Genomic DNA, 21479 nt, shown 5'->3' with positions numbered 1-21479 from the left:
TTATCAGCCTCCAATCTGGAATCTGGAAAAATTTTTGACAACTATATTTTCACCCATTTTTGCAATAAGTTCAGTAAGTACATCTTGTACTGAAACCTTAGGATCTTTTACATAGGGCTGAGTTAGAAGGCAGGCATCTTTGTAGAATTTTTCCATTTTACCGTCTACAATTTTGGAAATAATATTTTCAGGCTTGCCCATTTCCCTTACCTGCTCTTCATAAACTTTTCTTTCTCTATCGCACAAATCTTTAGAAAGATCTTCAGGAACTATTGCTTCAGGTGCACTTGCTGCAATATGCATTGCCAAATTTTTACAAAACTCAATAAAATCATCATTTTTTGCAACAAAATCAGTTTCACAATTTACTTCCACAAGAACCCCGATTTTACCGCCCATATGGATATATGATTCAATTCTTCCTTCTGAAGCATCTCTTCCAGCTTTTTTCTGAGCTGTTGCAAGCCCTTTTGTCCGAAGGAAATCAACTGATTTTTCTATATCTCCTCCACATTCCTTCAAGGCCTGCTTACAGTCCATTATTCCTGCACCGCTTTTATCACGTAGCTCTTTAACCATCTGAGCACTAATTTCTGCCATATTAAAATCTCCTTAATTATATTTATATGCTGAACAAGTATTTTTTTCTATCTATCTAAATAAGAATTAAAATTTACACTAAAAGCCTGATAAAAACAATTTTTAGCAAATTAAACCTTATACCGATCAGGCTTATAAAACGAATCCAGATCTGTTGTAAAACATATCCGGATTCTTTATTTAATTCTTTAATTATATATAAATTATGCTTCAGAAGCTTCTGGAGAGCTCTTTTTCTTTACAACCTCTATAACGGGGCCATCTTCGCCTTCTGAAATAACTTTTCTTTCCCCAGGCTTAAGATTGGCAGATCTTTCAGATTTCACCTCTTGGTTTTTATCTGATTCAGACTGAACTCTTTCCTCATATCTTCTTCTGCCCTCTATACAAGCATCGGCAATTTGTGAAGTAATAAGAGAAATAGAACGGATAGCATCATCATTACCCGGAATTATATAATCAATTCCATCAGGATCACAATTGGTATCAACAAGGGCCACCACAGGAATATTCAGTTTGTTTGCCTCTTTCACTGCAATTGATTCATTTTTTGGATCAATTACAAAAACTGCTCCTGGAAGGTTTCTCATATTCTGAATACCGCCAATATTTGAATCAAGCTTAGCTCTTTCCTTTAAAAGTAAAATTTTTTCTTTATTTGGGAAAAGCTCAATTCTTCCGTCATTTTCAATTTCATGAAGATACTTAAGTCTTTCAACACTTTTTCTCATTGTCTTGAAGTTTGTAAGCATACCCCCAAGCCATCTGTTCTGAACATAGAACATTTCACAACGGTTTGCTTCTTCATAAATCACATCTCTTGATTGTCTTTTTGTTCCTACAAATAAAACACTTTGACCTTCTTCACATACTTCCTCAATAAAACTGTATGCTTTTTTAAACATTTCTAAAGTTTGCTGAAGATCAACAATATATATTCCGTTTCTTGCACCGAATATATAGGGTTTCATCTTGGGATTCCATCGTCTTGTCTGATGTCCGAAATGCACTCCTGCTTCAAGCAGATCTCTCATTGATACGTAAGCCATAATTTTCTCCTGAGTTTGGTTGTTCACCCGCACCCATCGTCTTTTATCCCGACCATTACGGCACCGGGGATAAAAATCAAGATGCGTGTTTTATGTAAAACAGCTTTTAATAACAAATATTGTATTTATTTTCAAGAGACTAGTGAAACTTAAAGTCTTTTTATCACTGCCACCCTGTCCCTATTACCGTAATCTTTAACCATTTCAACAAAACTTAAATTTTTATTTTCCCCTGAAAGAGCTTGAATTCCCTGTTTTTGATCAAAACCTGCCTCCATCACCAAAAAACCGTCTTTTTTCAGAAAAAGATCGGCTTTTTTTATAATTTCACCAACACATAAAAGGCCGTTTTCGCCTCCGTCAAGAGCAGAAACAGGCTCATAAAGTCTTATTTCAGGCTGGAGAAAATCAATATCAGAAGTTTTAATATAAGGTGGATTTGAAACAATAAGATCAAAACCATGCTTAAAGCTGATACCTGAAAACCAGTTTGTATTAAGAAAAAAAATTCTTGATAAAACCTTGTTTTTTTCTGAGTTAGTTCTGGCTCTTTTTAAAGCTTCCAAAAATATATCAACAGCTATAATCTTTGAATTTTTAAAATAATTAGCCAGGGAAACAGCTATTATCCCGCTTCCTGTGCCAAGCTCAAGGATTTTAAGATTTTCATCTTTTTTCTCCGAATAAAGCTCAATTACAACTTCAATAAGTTTTTCAGTATCAGGACGGGGGATTAAAACATTGGAATCAACATAAAAATCAAGATCAAAAAAGGACTTTTCATTTGTTATGTATGATACAGGTTCAAAATCTGCTCTTCTTTTGATAAAGGACTTGAACAATTTAAGTTCATTGTTTGACAAGGGCTTTTCAAAATTAGTGTAAAGATCAATTCTAGAGCATTTAAGAGCGGAACAAAGCAAAAGCTCAGCCCCAAGCCTTGGAGACTCAATATCTTTTGACTTAAAATATGATTCAGTCCAGCTTAAAATTTTTGAAATTGTCCAGACCTCTGATGTTTTCACCTTATGATTGCTGCTCATCTTGCAAAGCCTTTGCATTATAATGAGCTAAAAGTGCATCTGTCAAAGGGTCAAGCTCCCCTTCCATTATCTGTTCAATTTTATAAAGTGTAAGATTTATCCTGTGATCAGTAACTCTTCCCTGGGGGAAATTATAAGTACGGATTCTCCCGCTCCTGTCACCTGTTCCTACCTGTTCTTTTCTATCAAGAGATCTTTTTTCGTTTTGTTCTGAAATCATTACATCAAGAATTCTGGCCTTCAAAACCTTCATGGCCTTTTCTTTATTCTTATGCTGTGATTTTTGATCCTGACAGGTGGAAACAACTCCTGTGGGCAAATGAGTGATGCGAACTGCAGAGTCTGTTGTATTTACAGACTGCCCTCCAGGACCTGTTGCCCTGAAATAATCAACTCTTAAATCTGAAGGATCTATCCGCAGATCAACATCCTCAGCTTCGGGCAAAACAGCCACAGTAACAGCAGAGGTATGAATTCTTCCCTGGGTTTCAGTTGTGGGAACTCTTTGAACTCTATGGGTACCGCTTTCATACTTGAAAGTTCTATAGGCATTTTTCCCTTTAACATGGGCAATAACTTCCTTAAAACCACCTGCACCTGAAAAACTGGAGTCCATTATTTCAATTTTCATATTTTTGGATTCTGAATACTTTGTATACATCTTAAAAAGATCAGCCGCAAAAAGACCGGCCTCATCTCCCCCAGTTCCTGCCCTTATTTCAAGAATAACGTCTTTTGAATCATTGGGATCTGTTGGAACCAAAAGTATTTTCAGCTCTTTAGCAATTTTTTCCTTTTCTTCCTCAAGATCAGGAAGTCCTTCATAGGCAAGCTCCCGAATTTCGAGATCTTCATCTTTTGTAAGCTCTTTGTGTTCAGCTATTTCAGAATCAATCTCCTTATACTCTTTGTACTTATCAACAAGAGATATAAGCTCTCCATGCTCTTTCATATATTTCTGGTAGCTGTCCCTGTCTTTAATAACATCAGGATCACTCAATAACTGCTCGAGCTTCTCGAACCTGTCCAAAACACCTTCAAGTTTTTCATACATAATTTAGATACCCATAAAAAAACAAAAGCGTTCTTTTATAAAAAAAGGAAACGCTTTTTCTGAAATTTAGCAAAAAAGTTTACTTCTTACCTAGCTTCTCCTTGTAATCGCCGAATTTCTTTCTAAATCTATCCACACGCCCTTCGGTATCAACAAGTTTCTGCTTTCCTGTAAAAAAAGGATGACATTTTGAGCAAATCTCAACGTTCATATCTTTTTTTGTTGCTCCCACTTCAAAAACATGGCCACAGGCACATGTTATAGATGTTTTTTCATATTCAGGATGAATTCCCTGCTTCATTTTCTCTCTCCTGTATCACTTTATTTTTTAAAAGAGTAATTGAACAAATACAATTGTTTGAACAATCACTAAGCGTTCATTGACTCCAAAAATTCTTCATTACTTGAAGTGCCGCCCATTTTATCAATCAAAAATTCCATGCTGTCAACACTATTTAGGTTGGCAAGCAATTTTCTTAATATCCATACCCTGTTAAGTATATTCTTATCAAGGAGAAGATCTTCTTTTCGTGTTCCTGACTTTTTAATATCAATTGCAGGGTACACTCTTCTGTCTGCAAGCTTTCTATCAAGAACTATTTCCATATTACCTGTTCCCTTGAATTCTTCAAAAATAACCTCATCCATCCTGCTGCCTGTATCAATCAGAGCAGTGGCTATAATTGTGAGGCTGCCGCCTTCTTCAACATTTCTTGCGGCACCAAAAAATCTTTTAGGTCTGTGCAGAGCATTGGAATCAACCCCTCCAGATAATACTTTTCCGCTTGGTGGTATCACAGAGTTGTAAGCCCTGGCAAGCCTTGTGACTGAATCTAAAAGAATAACAACATCTTTTTTGTGCTCAACAAGCCTTTTTGCTTTTTCAATAACCATCTCGGCTACCTGAACATGTCTTTCTGCAGGCTCATCAAAAGTGGAGCTTATAACCTCAGCTTTAACATTCCTGGCCATATCTGTTACTTCCTCGGGCCTTTCATCAATAAGAAGAACCATTGGGATCACATTCTTGTGATGGGCGATTATACTATTTGCTATATTCTGTAGAAGAACAGTCTTTCCAGCTCTTGGAGGAGAAACTATAAGGCCTCTTTGCCCAAAACCAATCGGGGCTAAAAGATCCATTATTCTCATTGAATAATTGTCTTTTCTTGATTCAAGGTTGATTTTTACATCTGGATAAAGGGGAGTGAGATTATCAAAAAGTGTTTTTTCTCTTGCTATATTAGGATCTTCATAATTTATTGCTTCTACTTTTAAAAGGGCGAAATATCTTTCAGTATCCTTTGGCTGCCTAATCTGCCCAGAAACTGTATCCCCGGTTCTTAAGTTAAATTTTCTGATCTGGGACGGGGAAACATAAATGTCGTCAGGTCCGGGGAGATAGTTGTAGTCCGGAGCCCTTAAAAAGCCGAAACCGTCAGGAAGGACTTCCAAAGTCCCCTCTCCGTATATTGCTCCGTTTTTATCAATATGATGCTGAAGGAGAGCAAAGATAAGCTCCTGCTTAAGCATTCCTGCAGGACAGTCTATTCCGTAGTTTTTAGCCATGGAGGCAAGATCTGCCACAGTCATTTTCTTAAGAGAGGAAAGATTCACTGAGTCTATTTTTTTTAAAGACTGCTTCTTTTGCCCGTTGGTTTTAGTAGATTTCATTTAATCACCTAATAAGATTAATAATATATTTTTTTAATAATTTAATTGCGGATTGTTTCAACACAAGGATGTTTCTTTATAATACCATTTGCTTTTCTGATGAATTTAATTGTCAGGAAGAGCCTATTGTACGGCAGGTTATCCAATATAATTAAATTAGTTACTAAACAAAGTCAAGGGTTTAATTCAGCTCTTTTAGAATAATTGCAACTTGTTTTTCAAGCTCTTCAATTCCCAATTCATTATAAATAACAAAATCAGAATCACTTGCTTTTTTATCAAGAGGAATTTGTGAATTAACAAGACCTTTTGCACTTTGATATGACTGGCCATCCCTTTCCATTACTCGCTTAATCTGTAATTTTTTGGAGCAGTATACAGTAACAATAAAGTCAAAAAAATCTTGCATTCCTGCTTCAAAAAGCAAAGGAGCTTCCACGCAAAAAAACTTTTCCCCTGCCTTAAGGTGTTTTTCTTCTTCATAAGAAAGAAGCCTAAATACCTCAGGGTGAATCAAGTCTTCCAAAATTTTTTTATCCCCTGGATTTTTTATCAGCCTGTCTCTCAAAAAAGCCCTGTCAAGCCCCCCTGATTTACTGACTGAAGATTTTCCAAAGTGTTCAACTATTTTGTTAAATGCAGGCCGGCCGGGTTCTACAGCAACCCTGGAAAGATAATCCAGATCTGAAAATGCTATGTTTTTACTCTTGAAAATTTTAGCAACAGTAGACTTCCCGCTGCCGGGTCCGCCGGTCAATCCTATGCGAACCAAAAAAATCCTCCCTGATGCAGCTTATTAAAGTTAACAGGTTTTAATACTATAATTTCGCTCCATTGCAAGAATTTTTTTATTTTTTTATTCGAACTGACTTAACAAAAGCATACAAAAGGATTTTAAAAAGACTGTGTTTTTGAAAAATTAAGGTAAGAATAACCAAAAATTAAAACAAACACAACATATTCATAATTATTCAGATAAAAATGAAACTGTCAATAATACATTTACAAGATTATTAAAACCTAATATATGTTACTAGTTAAATCTTAGTTGACAAAAAAACTTATCCTATTAGTTTTTTTAACCTGAGCTCTAAATGTTTTCTGGCAAAACTTTTAGCAAAAAAATGACAACAAGGGCTATTTTGGATAATAAGTTTAAATTATCAGCTCAAAAACTAAATTAATTTTAAAACAATTTGTAAGTATAAAACATTATATTCAAAAAAGGAGAAATTATGAACATTCTTATTTTTGCACCAAACGGTGGGGGTAAAGGAACCCAGGCTTCACTTATCAAAGACAAATACAAAGTTTCACACATTGAATCAGGCGGTATTTTCCGTGAAAACATCAAAGGCGGTACAGAACTTGGGAAAAAAGCCAAAGAATTCATTGATAAAGGTGACCTTGTTCCTGATGATATAACCATTCCCATGATCCTTGACACCCTTAAAAAGCCAGAAAATGCAGGCGGATGGCTTCTTGACGGATTCCCCAGAAACAAGGTGCAGGCTGAAAAACTTGATGAGGCTCTTAAAGCAGAAAATATGAAGGTTGATTATGTTGTTGAAATCAAACTTGACAGAGAAATTGCCAAGGGAAGAATCATGGGCAGAAGACTTTGTGAAAATGACAACGGACATCCAAACAATGTAAACATTGATGCAATCAAGCCCAACGGCGATAAGTGCAGAGTTTGCGGAGGTGCTCTTTCAACACGTGCCGATGACCAGGATGAATCAGCAATCAACAAGCGTCATGATATTTACTATGATGAAACAACCGGTACTCTTGCTTCAGCATACTATTTCAAGGATCTTGCTGAAAAAGGCGAAACAAATTATGTTGTTCTTGAAGGTGATGCACCAATCGATACTGTTAAAGAAGCACTTATGAAAGCTCTTGACTAATTTTAAATATACCGCAGATTTTTTCTGCGGTTTTTTATTGCATAGTTCAAAAATTTATAGTATATCCTTAAAGTTTTTAAAAATCTAAGTAAAGGGGTGATCTACTTGAAGGATATCGAAGTCAAAGTTCACGATGAAGATCTGGAAAAAGCGCTTAAAGTGCTTAAGAAAAAAATCCAGAACGACGGACTTTTCAAGCGTCTTCGTCTTAAAAAATATTTTGAAAAGCCAAATGAGCTTAAAAGACGTAAAATGCGAGAAGCAAGAAGACGTCAGCGTATTGCAGATTCAAAACGCAGAAGTTTTAGAAAATAATTTAAAATATCCTTTGTCCAAGTTTTAAAGCCCGGTCTTAAGGCCGGGTTTTTTTATTTATTAAATCAATATTTTGAATTTAATTTTTATTCTATTTATATAAAAACCAGTTAAATTTATTTTTATGGACATTAATTCTAAACTAAACTTACTTTTTTCAAAAACAGCCTCTGGAATTAAACCAGGACTTGAGGTAACCAAAAATCTCCTCCAAAATTTAAACAATCCCCAAACCAGCTTTATAAGTATTCATATTTCAGGTACCAACGGCAAAGGTTCCACAGCTTCATATATTGCAAAAGTTTTAGAAGAATACGGCTTAAAAACAGGTCTTTACACCTCTCCTCATCTTTATGATTTCAAAGAAAGAATTAAAATTTGCGGAAAGATGATAGAAAACAAATCTTTAGTCAGGCTTTTTGATCTAATAGAAAAAAATGATACAGGAAAAAGAAAATCGACTTTTTTTGAATTTACCACAGCTCTTGCTTTTAAATATTTTGAAGAAAACAAGGTTGAAGCAGCAGTAATTGAAACAGGAATGGGGGGAAAGTTTGACTCAACTAATCTTATCATTCCCCACTTGTCAATAATTACCAATGTAACTATGGATCATCTGGATTTTCTTGGAAATAAAATTGAACTTATCGCTTATGAAAAGTCAGGTATAATAAAAAAAAACATCCCTGTAATTACAGGAGAAACCAACCCAAAAGTTCTTAAAATCATAAGTGAAAAAGCCATAAAAAACAATTCTGACCTATTTGCAATAAACAAAGACTTTAAAATTGAAAAACTCAATGGAAGTTTTTTTCTTAATCATATTAATAACTTAGAACTCAAGCCTCATCTTCCAGGAATGCATCAAATAATAAACTCAGGTCTTGCCGCATTTGCCTGTCTTAAATTAAATGAATTTTATCCTGAAATATTTAAGATAAAAAAACACCAGATTGAAGATGGAATTAAAAAAACCAAATGGAGAGGAAGGCTTGAAAAAATTTTAAACTCACCTGAGTTTATTGTAGATTGTGCACATAATCCCGATTCATCAAGAGCTTTAAGAAACTTTCTTAGGGATAAAAATAAAAAGATAATTTTTGTTTTTGGATCTTTAAATGACAAGGATTATTTGAAAAACCTAAAAATTCTTGAGCCTTTAGCCAAAACCTTTATATTTACAAAACCCGATTCTCCAAGAGCATTGAATCCAATTGAGCTTAAAAACTTAACAAAAATCAATTCTTTTCTTGAACCTGACCCCGTAAAAGCCTGTTTAAAAGCAATAAAAATTGCATCAAAAGACGATCTTATTTGTGCGGCCGGCTCAATTTACCTTTCTGGAAAAATAATTGAGGCTTTTGATAAAAATAATATTTTTGTTTAAAGCTCTAATTTTTTATTTTTTTTATACACTCATAAATCCCAATAGCTGCTGCAGAAGATGCATTAAGTGAGGTAACCGGCCCTTTTTGTTCAATTTTAAAAACAAAATCAAGGTTTTTTTTAACAAGAGGTCGAATTCCCTTACCTTCACTTCCAACAACAAGCCCAAAAGGCGAGCTTAGACTAGACTTTTCAATTATATCTTTCCCGCTTCCATCAAGACCGCCGATCCAAAAACCGGCAGCTTTAAGATCTTTTATTGAATTTACAATATTTGTCTGGACAATAAGGGGAATATACTCCAGGGCTCCTGCAGAAACTTTTGAAGCAAAGGGAGTAGGACGAACTGATCTGTCTTTGGGTATTATAAGGACATCAGCACCAAGGCACAAGGCTGAACGTGCTATTGAACCAAGATTCAAAGGGTCCTCAAGGTTATCTAAAATAACTGCAAAAGGGTTTTTAAACTTATTGGAATTTAAAAATTCATTAAAATCATAAAAAGGAATCATAGTTGCCTCTGCAGCAATTCCCTGATGGTTTTTAGCCTTTGAAAGCTCTGAAATTTTTTCCTTATCTGTTGGAACAATCTTTATTTTTCTTTTTTCTGCTTCTTGTCTAATTTCATCTGAAAAACTGTTTTTTTCAGTTAAATAAATCTTATTTATTTTCCTTTTACCTGCTTTTACAGCTGAAATTACACTATGATTACCAAATAGAATTTCTGTTTTTGACATATTCCGCCTTCAGGAAATTTCTTTTTCAATTAAATTTTTAAGTTCATTTGAAGCTTTTTTAAAATCATCATTTACAATTATATGGTCAAAGATTTCTGAAGCCTTAATTTCAGTTTCAGCGGCAACAAGTCTTTTTTTAATTATCTCTTTACTGTCAGTCCCCCTTTTTTCAAGTCTTTTTCCAAGCTCTTCAATGGAAGGAGGATTGATAAAAATTAAAACAGCAGGATTAAACTTTTTTTTAATTGCTTTTGCTCCCTGAATATCTATTTCCAAAAGAATATTTTTTCCAGCCTGAATTGATTTATAAAGATAATCCTTTGAGGTACCATAGTAGTTTCCATAAACAAGAGCATATTCAGCAAACTTGTCTTCTTTTATCCAGGACTCAAAAGTTTTTTTATCTGTAAACAAATAATCTTTTCCATCAATTTCACCTTTTCTTGGTTCACGGGTTGTGTATGAAACAGAAAAACAAAGATCTTTAATCTCTTTTAAAAGATAATTGCAAAGACTGGATTTACCTGCACCAGAAGGTGCTGAAATTACAAAAATTTTGCCTCTTTCCATATTTTAAAAAATCTCCTCATCATCCAAAGGAAGACTGCCTTCCTTTTCCCGGCCCAAAGAAACAAACCTGTTTGAAATTGTTTCAGCCTGAATTGCAGACAAAACAATATGATTGCTATCTAAAACAATAATGGATCTTGTTCTTCTGCCATGGGTAGCATCCACAAGCCTCCTATCGTCTTTTGCATTATCTTTCAGCCTTTTCATTGGTGCTGAATTTGGAGAAAGAACAGCAACCACTCTTTCAGCCGCCACTGTGCTTCCAAAACCTATATTTAAAAGAAGCTGCTGATTTAATTTAAACTTAGAAGATAAACTTTTCCCCATGGAAGAGTTTTTAGTCATTATGCTAAACCTTTTAATTTTAGAAATTAACAAAACTAAACAAATATTTTTAAGTTATGATAAAAGTATGACTTAAACTTTCAACACTTTCTAAATAAACTCTTTTTTTATTCCTGAATTAAGCGATTTTACCTTATTCAGGTTATTCAATATTTTGAACCTGCTCTCTTAGTTTCTCAAGCTCAGATTTAATCTCAACACAATTTTTTGAAATTTTTACACTCCCTTGTTTAACCCCGAGAGTATTGATCTCACGATGAAGCTCCTGGAGCAAAAAGTTAAGATTCCTTCCAGGAGAAGAATCAGAATCCATGTATTTTTTAAACTGAATAAGATGGGTTTTAAATCTTAAAATTTCTTCTGAAACATCAGTTTTATCAGCAAGAAAAGCTGCTTCCTGGGCAAATCTTGACTCATCTATTTCCAGCTCTGCTGAGGAAACCAGATCTTTTATTTTCAATTGGAGCTTATTAAAATATTCCTTTGCAGCATTTTCAGATTCAGCTTCAATTTCCTTTATCAAAGAATCAATCAAAGAAAGTCTTTCGCAAAAATCATTATAAATAACTTCGCCTTCCAGCTTTCTTGCTTTTATTAAGGCTGAAAGCATTTCATCCATTACTTCATTTAAAAGACCAAGATATTTTGTATTATCTTTTTTCTCATTTTTCTTTATCACCCCATCGGATTTTAAAATCTGCTCAATTTTAATTTCCTCTTTGATCCCAAGCTCATTCCTAAGTTTTTCATAAATATTGAAATATGCTTTTGCCTTGTCAGAATCTATGGAAATCAAAGCATCATTTTCACCCAAATCTTCAAAGTAACACTTGATTTCCACCCTGCCCCTTGAAATTACTGAAGAAATCTTTTTTTTTATAATTTCCTCAAGATCTGCAAAATCTGATGAAACTTTTAATGCAATGTCTAAAAATCTGCTATTGTAAGTTCTTGCTTCAACAGATATTTTAAGATCTTCCTTTGTTTTTTCAGCTCTTGAATACGAGGTCATGCTTAATATCATGGAAACTCACTTTCATTAACTAGCATCTTTAATATTTTTTTGCCTGCCAAAATCAGGCTTTAATTGAATTAAAAAGCAATAGATATCTTCTTGAAGTTAAAAAAAAATCACAAACTTCTTTTTCCCTGTAATCAGAATAGGTCCAATCATAAAAAATAATTTGATTTTTTGTAAAGGAAAACTCAACTTCTGCAAAAACACTATTCCCAAGATAAATTCTATGGGGAAAATTTTTGAATGTAGACAATACATAGTTGTCAGGAGTTAAAATTCCGGGATCTAAATTTATAGTTCTTTTATTTTCTTCAAGATATTTATTTTCTATTTCATAGGTCTTATGCTTGATATTCAAAAGACTGTCCTGATTAACAGGATTTTTAAAACAAACAAACCTTTTACTTAATTTTTTCCCCATTTCGTTTTCATAATAATCTGAAAAGGAAAAATCTAACCAGGCACTGACTAGAAAACAACTTCCAAATTCTTTTTCAAGCTCTTTTAATGCAAAAGCAAAAAGCCTTTTATCGTTTGTCATTATAGCTATAACAACAAGTCCTTTGCCCGGGGAAAAAGGCTTACTCATAAGTTTTACTCATTGTCCAGAGAAACAGCTTCTTCAGGAAGCATTACAGGAATACCTTCCTTTACCGGAAACTTTATTTTGCATTTCTCACATATTAAAAAATTTTGATCAGCTGACTCCACAACATCACCCTTGCACACAGGACATGCAAGAATATCCAGCAATTGTTTGTCCAATCCCATTTTATTTCCTTTCAGATTAATAAATTCCGCCATTTATACCAATAACCTGCCCTGTAATATAGGAAGCTTCTTCAGAGCATAAAAAACCTGCTACAGCTGCAACTTCAACTGCAGTTCCAAATCTTTGTAAAGGTATTGTTTTAACAATTTCTTCTTTGTCAAGGGAATCGGTCATTTCAGTTTCAATAAAACCCGGACTTAAAGCATTTACTGTTATATTTCTTGGCCCAATTTCTTTGGAAAGAGATTTTATTGCCCCTATAAGACCAGCCTTTGAAGCTGAATAATTTATTTGACCGGGAACTCCTGCCTGACCTGAGGTTGAAGAAATCCCCAAAATTCTTCCCCATTTATTTTTAAGCATCAATTTTACAGCAGGTTTTGCCAGATTAAAAAAAGCTGTAAGATTTACATCAATTACCCGATCCCAGTTCTCATCTTTCATTCTAACTGCAAGACCGTCTTTTCTTATTCCTGCACTATGAACAAGAATATCAAGCCTTTTTTCTATTTCAGTTATTTTTTTAAACTCATCTTTGCATGCTTTTCTATCAGTTACATCAAAACAGGCAAGTCTTCCTTCTCCTCCAAAATTTTCAATCTGCTCAAGAACTTGCTTTGCCTGATTTTCAGAAGAAGAATAATTGATTATCACTTTAAAACCCATTTCTGCAAGCTTTAAGGCTACAGCTTTTCCAATCCCCCTTGAAGCCCCTGATACAAAGGCTGTTCTTTTTTCTATTCCCATTTGATATCTCCTTAAAGTAATGAGGTAACTTCATTTACACAATCATACAAAACCTCAAGTTCTTCTTTTGTAATGCAATAGGGAGGAAGAAAATACAATACATTGCCAAGGGGTCGTAAAAGAAATCCTTTTTTTAAAAACTCTTTTTTCAAAAAAGAGCCCACCTTGTCAAGGTATCCTCCGCCTGGTGTTTTTATATCAAAAGCCATTATTGTTCCGCAAATTCTTATTTTTTCAACATTTTTATTGTTTTCAAACTTTTTTATGCCTTCCCTGTGCCAGGCTTCAATTTTTTCATAATTTTTATTTTCCATCAATAATTTTAAAGAGGCAACTCCTGCAGCACATCCTATGGGATTTGCAGTATATGAGTGTCCATGAAAAAAAGTTTTTAAAGGATCATCAGAATAAAATGACTGATAGATTTCATCTGTACAAAATGTTCCGGCAAGAGGCATAAAACCCCCTGTAATTCCTTTTGAAACGCAGATAATATCAGGATTTGTCTTTGCTTTTAAACAGGCAAACAAATCCCCTGTCCGCCCAAATCCTGTCATTACCTCATCATAGATAACAGGAATTTCAAATTCTTTCATTGTTTCTTCAATTTTTCTTAAAAAAACAGGCCTTGCCATATTCATCCCACCTGCTCCCTGAACAAGAGGTTCTATGATCAAGCCAGCAATTTCTGAACCTTGATTTTTAAGAATTTTCTTTAAACTTTCAATAACCAAGTTTTCTTTTATTTCTGCTTTTTTATCACCTTCAAAAGTGGAGGGATATTCAAGATAAATTGTATCAAACAAAAGTTCTTTAAATTGATCTGTAAAAATAGACCTGCCTCCAACAGACATGGCTCCCAAAGTGTCGCCATGATAGGCATTTTCAAAGGCAATAAATTTTCTTCTGTTTTTATCCCCCTTGTTTTTCCAATATTGAAAAACCATTTTTAAACCTACTTCAACAGCAGTTGAACCATTGTCTGAATAAAACATTTTGGAAATTTTTAAAGGAAGAAGTTCAACAAGATTTTTAGAAAGAACCTCAGCATTTAAGTGGGTAAATCCCGCACAAATAACCTGTTCTAAAGTTTTTGCCTGATCTCCGATTGCTTTTGCAACAACCTTATTTCCATGGCCGTGGATAGTTACCCACCAGCTTGAAATTGCATCTAAAATTTTTCTTCCATCTTTTGTAAAAAGATAAGAACCCTCTCCTTTTACTATTTCTATAACTTCACCAACTTCTTTCATCTGAGTGAAAGGAAGCCAGAAATTTGAATTTTTGTTTTTCATAAAATCCCCTAAATTTAATTTGTAAATTTATCTTATTTCAAAAGAAAATTTTTCTTCAAACATTTCAAAAATATTTATTTTTTTAGAAAAATCCAGATAACCAAATGAAAAAACAGGGATTTCACTTATATCCTCAATTGTTTTTTCGTTATCTTCATTGATTTCACCATTTAAAATTATACAGGCTATGTCAATGTTTTTGCTTTTCAAATGCTCAATTGTAAGAAGAGTATGATTTATTGTTCCAAGCCCTGATCTTGCAGCAATAACCGCTGAAAACCCAATATCTTTTATAAGATCAGAAATAAAATATTTTCTTTGCACAGGAACCATTACTCCTCCTGCACCTTCGCAGATAATTTTATGATCTTTTATTTGATCAAGCTTTTTTAAAATATAATTGATGTTTATTTCTTTGTTTTCCTTTAATGAAGCCAGATAAGGTGACAAAGGATATTTAAGTTTATAGGCTTCATCTATTATTTTATCCTCGGAAAGAGTGGTAGTACTTTTTACAAATTCTTTGTCAGAATCATTTCCTGTCTGAATTATTTTCCAATACGAAGCCTTCATTTTTTCTGAAAGAACAGATGATACAAAAGTCTTTCCAATTCCTGTATCTGTACCTGTAACAAAAACTTTAGAAGGAAGACTGATTTTTCTCATTATTTTTGACCTTTTACAAAATAAACCACATAGGTTATTTCAACTTTATTATTTGTTTTTTTATCCCAGTGTTTAATAAGATTTATAAATTCTTTTTTTGAATAAGATTTACTATTTGTTTTATGACCTGCCCCAATTTTTTGCAAGGATCTGAAAAAATCAATGGAGGAATTATAATTGACTTTTATTTCTTTTTTAAAAACTTCACTGGAGCTGAATTTGTTTATTATGGTTTTAATTTTTTTTGGATCAGGCATTAAATTTCCTGTAAAAGGAAGGTTTAATTCCAATGCTGTTTGCTTCCATTCAGGGAAAGATTCAGGACCTTGAAAAGCCAGGTATAAAAACCCGTTTTTCTTTAATGATAATAAATAATTATTCAAGGCATTTCCATAATCTTCAAACCATTGGAGAGTAAAAGAAGAAACAATTAAGTCAAAACGATTTTCTTTTTTATAATTTTCTCCATTTACTAAAAGAAAATGTCTTTGCCGCGAGGTTTTTATTTTCTTTTTACACTCTAAGATCATTTGAGAAGAAATATCAGAAAAATAAATTTGAGAATTTTTAAAAAAATCATCTAGATAAACGCTTAAAATTCCAGTTCCACAGCCAATTTCTATGATTTTTTCAATGTTTTTTTCACAAATTCCATCTTTTAAAATCTCTTCTTTTAAAAGAAAAGCTGCTTTTTTTTGAGCAATTGCATAATCATCATAGGTAATTGAATGTTTGGAAAAGCTTTTTCTTATTAAATTTTTCATTGATTTGTAAAACCTAAAAACTCAAAGATTTTTTCAATTACTTGGTTTTCATATACAAAAGGAAGCGCATGATCTCCATCTTCAAACTCAACCATTTCAGCCTGAAAAAGGTTGTCTTTTAAATAAGCTGCCCTTGATAAAGGCACCACCATATCTTTTGCCCCATGTATAATTAAAATGTTTTTTATTTTTTTTATTGATTCAATATCTGGAGTTTGGGTGTTAATTTGTTCAAGATCCTTTGCTAAAAGAAAAACATCTGGGTTTGAATCCAAATTTCCCCTTAAATCATGGCCATTATAAAAATCTATTAAGAGTTTTTCAGGCTCCAATTTAAGTTTTTTCTGCATGAATTTCATAAGAAGCCTTGTTCGCCTGACCTCCCTTTTTTCCTCTGGATGAAACTTTGTAAATCCGCTTATTATTATAAGTGAATCAGCTTTTTCTAAAAGCGACTTTTCAAAAAGAAAAAGTCCAAAAGAATGGGATACAAGAATTTTTTCAGAGCTTGTCTTAAAATCCTTAATTATTTTTTCATCTCCAAAATATCCCCTATCAGGAATGGAAACTATAAAGTTTTTACCAAGCTTATTTTTCCATCCCTCCCAGCATGAAGATGAAAGTCCCCACCCGTGTTGAAGAACAAATTCAGCCCTATTTTTTTTTGTACTCATCAAACACACCTAAAATATAATCAATATCTTTTTTATTATGAGCTGCAGATAAACTAAGTCTTATTCTTGACATATTTTCTGGAACTGTGGGAGGTCTAATGGGAACACAAAGAATCTTTCTTTTTTTTAAAAACTCTGAAAGCCTGATTGCACTTTTTTCACTTCCTGTAATTACTGGAATAATCTGGGTAATTCCCTTTGGAAGATCAAATCCAATTTCTTTTAAACCTTTACGCAAAGCATTTGAATTATTTAAAAGCTTAGCCCTTTTATCATCAAGTTTAGGAATAAGATCTAGAAAAGCTGAAATTGCACCAATATTAAAGGGAGGAAGAGAGGTTGAAAAAATAAGAGCCTCACAAAAATTTACAAAATACTCATAAATTTCTTCAGAACATGAAACATAGGCCCCAAAAGAACCTCCGCCTTTTCCAAAGGTTCCTATGGAAATATCAGCTCTTTTTGCAAGTCCCATTGAGTTTTCACCAAAAATCCCAGTTGAATGGGCCTCATCTGCAAGGAAAATACAGCCATATTCCTCACTTAAATCTGCAATTTTTTCAAGATCCGGGATATCTCCGTCCATACTGAAAACTGATTCTGTTACAATGATTTTTGAAGAATATTTTTTGTCTTTTGTTTTTTTAAGCATTTCTTCAAGATGATTTAAATCATTATGCCTAAACCTTCTAAGTTCAGCCCTGCTTAAAAGAGCACCTTTTATAATACTATTGTGATTTAAATAATCTGAAAAAATTATACTTTTTCTTGACGCAAGAGAAGAAATCACCCCAATATTTGCCTGGTAGCCCGAGTTTAAAACAATTGATTTATCTTTATTTTTAAGTTTTGAAATCTTTTCCTCAACCTCAAAAAAAATCTTTGAACTTCCTGTAACAAGTCTTGAAGCTCCGGTGCCAGCTCCAAATTTTCTTGCATACTCACACCCTTTTTCAATGATTTTTTCATTAAAAGAAAGCCCTAGATAATCATTTGAACTTAAATTTAAAAAAACTTCCCCATTTTTTTCAACTCTCCCGTTTTTTAAGGGAAGATAAGAAACAAGAGATCTTTTCTGATTTTTCTTTTTTCTTGATTCAAGCTTTCTTGTATAAAAATCAAACTTTTCCATTAATATTTTTTTTCTCTTGCCGTAAATCTTGGTTTTCTTTCTTTTTCAGCAAAAACATTAAGATCAAGAGGTTTTACCCAAACCTTTTCTTTTCCTGCAAACTCTCTTAATTCTTCAACCAGCTCTTTTGTAATATTAACATTTAAAATATCTGGAAGTTCCATTAAAAGCTGGGCCCCTGACTTAGTAAATACATCTATATAAATTTTTTTGGTACCAGGATGCCTTCTTAAAATTTCCTGAAGTTTTAACACATCTTCAGGGGTGTGAGATACGGATTCCATTGTTATATAAATACATCCGCTAAGATTTTCTTCAGCCAGATCCGCAGGATAAATTTTAATTGCAATAAGGCTCAGGCCTTTTTCATTTTTTTGAACTTTACCTGCCACCATAAGAACACTGTCTTCATAAAAATAATCAGAAGTTTGGACATAAAGATCTGAAAAAACAACAATCTCCAGAAAATCCTTAAAATCTTCAATTGTTACAAAAGCCATTTTATCGTTCTTTTTTGTATAAATGACCTTGATTTTACTTAAAATTCCTCCAACAATTACAATATCTCCATCTTTTAATTCACCAAGACTTAATGAATCAGCATTGGAATAAGTTGTAATTACATCTTTATAGGCATTTAAAGGGTGCCCTGAAATATAAAATCCAAGGGCTTCTTTTTCCTGGAGAAGAAGCTCTTTTTCATCCCATTCTTCAATGTCTGGAACAACTGGTTTATCAAACATTGCTGAAAAGCTTTCATCTGAATCAAAAAAACCCATTTGAGGACTTGCTTTGTCTTTTTTTACTCTCTGCCCATATTCAGTAGCCTCTTCAATAACAGAAACAAGCTGAGCTCTTTTTATACCTGTGCCATCAAAAGCTCCGCATTTAATCAAGGCTTCAACCACTCTTTTGTTCACTTTTCTCAAATCACAGCGTTCGCAAAAATCGAAAATATCTTTAAATTCATCGTTTTTTTGTCTTTCCTCAACAATATGATCAACTACAGATTCTCCTACGTTTTTTGCAGCTGCAAGACCAAAACGGATTTTATTATCCTCAACCTTAAAATAAGTATCAGACTTATTTATATTGGGTTTTAAAATTTCTATTTTCTGCAATTTGCACTCATCAATAAATTTTACCACCCCATCTATTGAATTTATTTCACTATTTAAAAGAGCAGCCATAAAAGCAACTGGAAAATGAGCTTTTAAATAGGCAGTCTGGTATGAAATAAGTGCATAAGCTGCACTATGGGATTTGTTAAAACCATATCCTGCAAATTTTTCCATTAGATCAAAAATATATTCAGCCTTGTCTTTAGCAATCTTATTTTCCTTTGCTCCTTCTAAAAACTTAGCCCTGTGTTCATCCATCATGGATTTAATTTTTTTACCCATTGCTTTTCTTAAGCCATCAGCATCTGCCATTGAATAATTTGCAAGAACACTTGCAATTTTCATTACCTGTTCCTGATATAAAATCACTCCATAAGTTTCTTTTAAAATAGGCTCAAGCTGGGCAATGGGATAAGAAATTTTTTCTTCCCCATGTTTTCTTTTTACAAAATCATTTACCATTCCACTTTCAAGGGGGCCCGGCCTGTATAAAGCCACAAGAGCAATTATATCATTAAAACTTTCGGGCTTAAGACGTTTTAACAAATCTTTCATTCCCGAACTTTCAAGCTGAAAAACTCCAGTGGTATCTCCTTTTTTAAGAAGCTCAAAAGTAGCCTGATCTTCAAAATCAAGGTTTTTTAAATCAGGAGGAAGAAGACCCTGCTTTTCTATAAGCCTTAAAGCCTCTGCAATAACTGTAAGGTTTCTCAATCCTAAAAAGTCAAATTTTACAAGACCGATTTTTTCAACATATTCCATATCAAACTGGGTAATTGTTTCATCTTGCTTTCCTGAATAAAGGGGAAGATAATCTGAAAGAGGTTTGTCTCCTATAACTACACCTGCTGCGTGGGTTGAAGCATGTCTTGTAAGACCTTCAAGAACTTTGGAAACCTTAATAAGCTCCATAAGATCATCTCTTCCCTCAACAGTCCTCATTATTTCCGGCTCCTGCTCAATTGACTCATCAAGGCTTATTCCAATTTTATCTGGAATAAGCTTGGCAATATAGTCAACTTCTTTCAAAGGAATCCCAAGGGCTCTTCCAACATCTCTTAAAACCCCCCTTGATTTCATTGTTCCATAGGTAATAATGTGGGAAACTTTATCTTTGCCGTATTTTTCAACCACATAATTAAAAACTTTTTCCCTGCCGTTTATGCAAAAATCTACATCAATATCAGGCATGCTTATTCTTTCAGGATTTAAAAATCTTTCAAAAATAAGATTATGCTCAATGGGATCAAGGTCAGTTATTCCCATTGAATAAGCAACCATACTTCCCGCAGCTGAACCTCTTCCAGGTCCTACCGGAATATTACTGTTTTTGCTAAATCTTATAAAATCGGCAACAATGATAAAATAGGCTGAAAAACCCATGTTTTGTATTGTATCAATTTCATATTGGAGTCTTTTTTGGTATTCTTCCTCATTTATTTTGGGATTTCTTTTTTTAACCTCTTCAAGTCTTTTTTTAAACCCTTCAAGAGCTTCTCTTTCAAACATTTCATCTTCAGATTCACCGGGCTGAAGCTCGATTGCCGGGAAATGATAAGTATTGAAATCAAATTCAACCTGACACCTTTGGGCAATTTCCCAGGTATTAGAAACAGCTCCTTCATATTTTCCAAGATCACTTTGCATTTCTTCTGGGGTTTTTACATAAAGGGAGTTGGTTCCAAATTTGAATCTTGTGGGATCATCTATGGTTTTACCTGTTTGAACACATAAAAGAATTTCATGGGCTCTTGAATCTTCCTTATTAAGATAATGACAATCATTGGTTGCCACCATTGGAATTGAAAGCTCTTTTGAAAGTTTTTCAATTCCCAAGTTTACAATTTCCTGCTCCTGAATCCCGTTTTTCTGAACTTCAAGAAAAAAATTGTTCTGTCCAAACATTTCATTGTAAAAAAGTGCCTTTTTTTTGGCACCTTCAAAATCTTTTTTTAAAATTAGCTGGGGAATTTCCCCTTTTAAACAAGCAGAAAGTGCAATAAGGCCTTTAGAATATTTTTTTAAAACCTCATCATCAATTCTGGGCTTATAGTAAAACCCTTCAAGCTTTGCAATGGAGGCAAGCTTGCACAAATTTTGATAACCAAGGTTGTTTTCAGCAAGAAGAACAAGGTGAGCAGAACTTTTATCCTGGGGTGTTTTATCTTTAAGACTTCTTTTAGCCATATAGCATTCACAACCTATTACAGGGTGAATCCCTTCTTGTTTTGCAAGGTCATAAAATTCTGCAGCTCCAAACATAGTTCCATGATCAGTTAAAGCCACAGAATCCATATTGTTTTCTTTAAGTTTTTTAAAAAGCTGCTTAAACCTTATGGCCCCGTCAAGAAGACTGTATTCTGAATGAAGATGAAGATGCGCAAATTTTAAACCAGACATTATTACCCCTTATAGATTTGTATACAAAACCTCAGCATATAAAAACCTGAAGTAAATGATTTTTAATTTTGCCTTAAACAAAGACAGTTTTTTAGATTTTGTTTTTTCAATAAAATTTTACCTGAAAGAGTCCAACTTTGAAAATCCCTCAAGTTTTATATAAAATCATGAACCAATAATCTTAGAACAAAATAAAAATCCGGACAA

Annotated in this window: 23 protein-coding genes; 3 read left to right on the top strand and 20 right to left on the bottom strand. The window is 33.4% G+C overall.

Annotated features, from left to right (window positions below; genetic code table 11):
• Positions 1 to 3: 3 nt before the first annotated feature.
• From tsf to coaE, 7 genes are all read right to left on the bottom strand, one after another.
• Positions 4 to 600, bottom strand: coding sequence for a translation elongation factor Ts (gene tsf / locus RBR53_09280; protein ID MDY0132850.1), 597 nt, complete (start codon positions 598 to 600; stop codon positions 4 to 6).
• Positions 601 to 803: 203 nt separating this feature from the next.
• Complete coding sequence (gene rpsB, locus RBR53_09275) at positions 804 to 1649, bottom strand: 30S ribosomal protein S2 (protein MDY0132849.1); 846 nt, start codon at positions 1647 to 1649, stop codon at positions 804 to 806.
• Positions 1650 to 1798: 149 nt separating this feature from the next.
• Complete coding sequence (prmC, locus tag RBR53_09270; protein MDY0132848.1) at positions 1799 to 2692, bottom strand: peptide chain release factor N(5)-glutamine methyltransferase; 894 nt, start codon at positions 2690 to 2692, stop codon at positions 1799 to 1801.
• On the bottom strand, positions 2676 to 3746 hold the full coding sequence (gene prfA / locus RBR53_09265) for a peptide chain release factor 1 (GenBank protein ID MDY0132847.1): 1071 nt from the start codon (positions 3744 to 3746) through the stop codon (positions 2676 to 2678). Before prfA ends, prmC begins: the two co-directional genes overlap by 17 nt.
• A 79-nt stretch (positions 3747 to 3825) precedes the next feature.
• Positions 3826 to 4047, bottom strand: coding sequence for a 50S ribosomal protein L31 (gene rpmE, locus RBR53_09260; protein MDY0132846.1), 222 nt, complete (start codon positions 4045 to 4047; stop codon positions 3826 to 3828).
• Positions 4048 to 4115: 68 nt separating this feature from the next.
• On the bottom strand, positions 4116 to 5363 hold the full coding sequence (rho, locus tag RBR53_09255) for a transcription termination factor Rho (protein MDY0132845.1): 1248 nt from the start codon (positions 5361 to 5363) through the stop codon (positions 4116 to 4118).
• A 238-nt stretch (positions 5364 to 5601) separates the two neighbouring features.
• Positions 5602 to 6192: a dephospho-CoA kinase gene (gene coaE / locus RBR53_09250; GenBank protein MDY0132844.1), complete on the bottom strand. Its 591-nt coding sequence runs from the start codon at positions 6190 to 6192 to the stop codon at positions 5602 to 5604.
• A gap of 463 nt (positions 6193 to 6655) precedes the next feature.
• Between coaE and RBR53_09245 the strand changes: the two genes are divergently transcribed.
• The 3 genes from RBR53_09245 (at position 6656) to RBR53_09235 (ending at position 9032) form a co-directional block, all read left to right on the top strand.
• Positions 6656 to 7330, top strand: a complete 675-nt coding sequence (locus RBR53_09245) for an adenylate kinase (protein MDY0132843.1) — start codon at positions 6656 to 6658, stop codon at positions 7328 to 7330.
• 105 nt (positions 7331 to 7435) lie between these two features.
• Complete coding sequence (rpsU, locus tag RBR53_09240) at positions 7436 to 7645, top strand: 30S ribosomal protein S21 (GenBank protein ID MDY0132842.1); 210 nt, start codon at positions 7436 to 7438, stop codon at positions 7643 to 7645.
• Between the two features lie 124 nt (positions 7646 to 7769).
• A complete protein-coding gene (locus RBR53_09235; GenBank protein ID MDY0132841.1) occupies positions 7770 to 9032 on the top strand; it encodes a folylpolyglutamate synthase/dihydrofolate synthase family protein in 1263 nt (420 codons plus the stop codon).
• Positions 9033 to 9036: 4 nt separating this feature from the next.
• On the opposite strand, the gene rlmB is transcribed toward RBR53_09235, so the two are convergent.
• The 13 genes from rlmB to dnaE all read right to left on the bottom strand — a co-directional run bounded on the left by rlmB (position 9037) and on the right by dnaE (position 21272).
• Entirely contained in the window at positions 9037 to 9768 is a 732-nt protein-coding gene (rlmB, locus tag RBR53_09230) for a 23S rRNA (guanosine(2251)-2'-O)-methyltransferase RlmB (protein MDY0132840.1), read from the bottom strand.
• Positions 9769 to 9777: 9 nt separating this feature from the next.
• Complete coding sequence (gene gmk, locus RBR53_09225) at positions 9778 to 10338, bottom strand: guanylate kinase (protein MDY0132839.1); 561 nt, start codon at positions 10336 to 10338, stop codon at positions 9778 to 9780.
• 3 nt (positions 10339 to 10341) lie between these two features.
• Positions 10342 to 10665: a DUF370 domain-containing protein gene (locus tag RBR53_09220; GenBank protein ID MDY0132838.1), complete on the bottom strand. Its 324-nt coding sequence runs from the start codon at positions 10663 to 10665 to the stop codon at positions 10342 to 10344.
• Positions 10666 to 10825: 160 nt separating this feature from the next.
• On the bottom strand, positions 10826 to 11707 hold the full coding sequence (locus RBR53_09215) for a YicC/YloC family endoribonuclease (protein MDY0132837.1): 882 nt from the start codon (positions 11705 to 11707) through the stop codon (positions 10826 to 10828).
• A 52-nt stretch (positions 11708 to 11759) separates the two neighbouring features.
• On the bottom strand, positions 11760 to 12290 hold the full coding sequence (locus RBR53_09210) for a DUF4416 family protein (protein MDY0132836.1): 531 nt from the start codon (positions 12288 to 12290) through the stop codon (positions 11760 to 11762).
• Positions 12291 to 12295: 5 nt separating this feature from the next.
• Complete coding sequence (locus tag RBR53_09205) at positions 12296 to 12472, bottom strand: Trm112 family protein (GenBank protein ID MDY0132835.1); 177 nt, start codon at positions 12470 to 12472, stop codon at positions 12296 to 12298.
• A 16-nt stretch (positions 12473 to 12488) separates the two neighbouring features.
• Positions 12489 to 13220 carry a 3-oxoacyl-ACP reductase FabG gene (gene fabG, locus RBR53_09200; protein ID MDY0132834.1) on the bottom strand — a complete coding sequence of 244 codons (732 nt, stop codon included), beginning with the start codon at positions 13218 to 13220 and terminating at the stop codon, positions 12489 to 12491.
• Between the two features lie 11 nt (positions 13221 to 13231).
• A complete protein-coding gene (bioA, locus tag RBR53_09195) occupies positions 13232 to 14515 on the bottom strand; it encodes an adenosylmethionine--8-amino-7-oxononanoate transaminase (GenBank protein MDY0132833.1) in 1284 nt (427 codons plus the stop codon).
• Positions 14516 to 14542: 27 nt separating this feature from the next.
• Complete coding sequence (gene bioD, locus RBR53_09190) at positions 14543 to 15181, bottom strand: dethiobiotin synthase (GenBank protein ID MDY0132832.1); 639 nt, start codon at positions 15179 to 15181, stop codon at positions 14543 to 14545.
• Positions 15181 to 15945, bottom strand: a complete 765-nt coding sequence (locus RBR53_09185; GenBank protein MDY0132831.1) for a methyltransferase — start codon at positions 15943 to 15945, stop codon at positions 15181 to 15183. The genes bioD and RBR53_09185 overlap by 1 nt, the downstream gene beginning before the upstream one ends.
• Entirely contained in the window at positions 15942 to 16619 is a 678-nt protein-coding gene (locus tag RBR53_09180; GenBank protein ID MDY0132830.1) for an alpha/beta hydrolase, read from the bottom strand. The genes RBR53_09185 and RBR53_09180 overlap by 4 nt, the downstream gene beginning before the upstream one ends.
• Complete coding sequence (locus tag RBR53_09175) at positions 16600 to 17751, bottom strand: 8-amino-7-oxononanoate synthase (GenBank protein ID MDY0132829.1); 1152 nt, start codon at positions 17749 to 17751, stop codon at positions 16600 to 16602. The genes RBR53_09180 and RBR53_09175 overlap by 20 nt, the downstream gene beginning before the upstream one ends.
• Entirely contained in the window at positions 17751 to 21272 is a 3522-nt protein-coding gene (gene dnaE / locus RBR53_09170) for a DNA polymerase III subunit alpha (GenBank protein ID MDY0132828.1), read from the bottom strand. The genes RBR53_09175 and dnaE overlap by 1 nt, the downstream gene beginning before the upstream one ends.
• Between the last annotated feature and the right edge of the window lie 207 nt (positions 21273 to 21479).

The sequence above is a fragment of the Desulforegulaceae bacterium genome (assembly GCA_034006035.1).
Classification (GTDB): domain Bacteria; phylum Desulfobacterota; class Desulfobacteria; order Desulfobacterales; family JACKCP01; genus JACKCP01.
The sequence above is the reverse complement of the archived record's forward strand: the minus strand, read 5'-3'. Positions and strand labels throughout refer to the sequence as shown.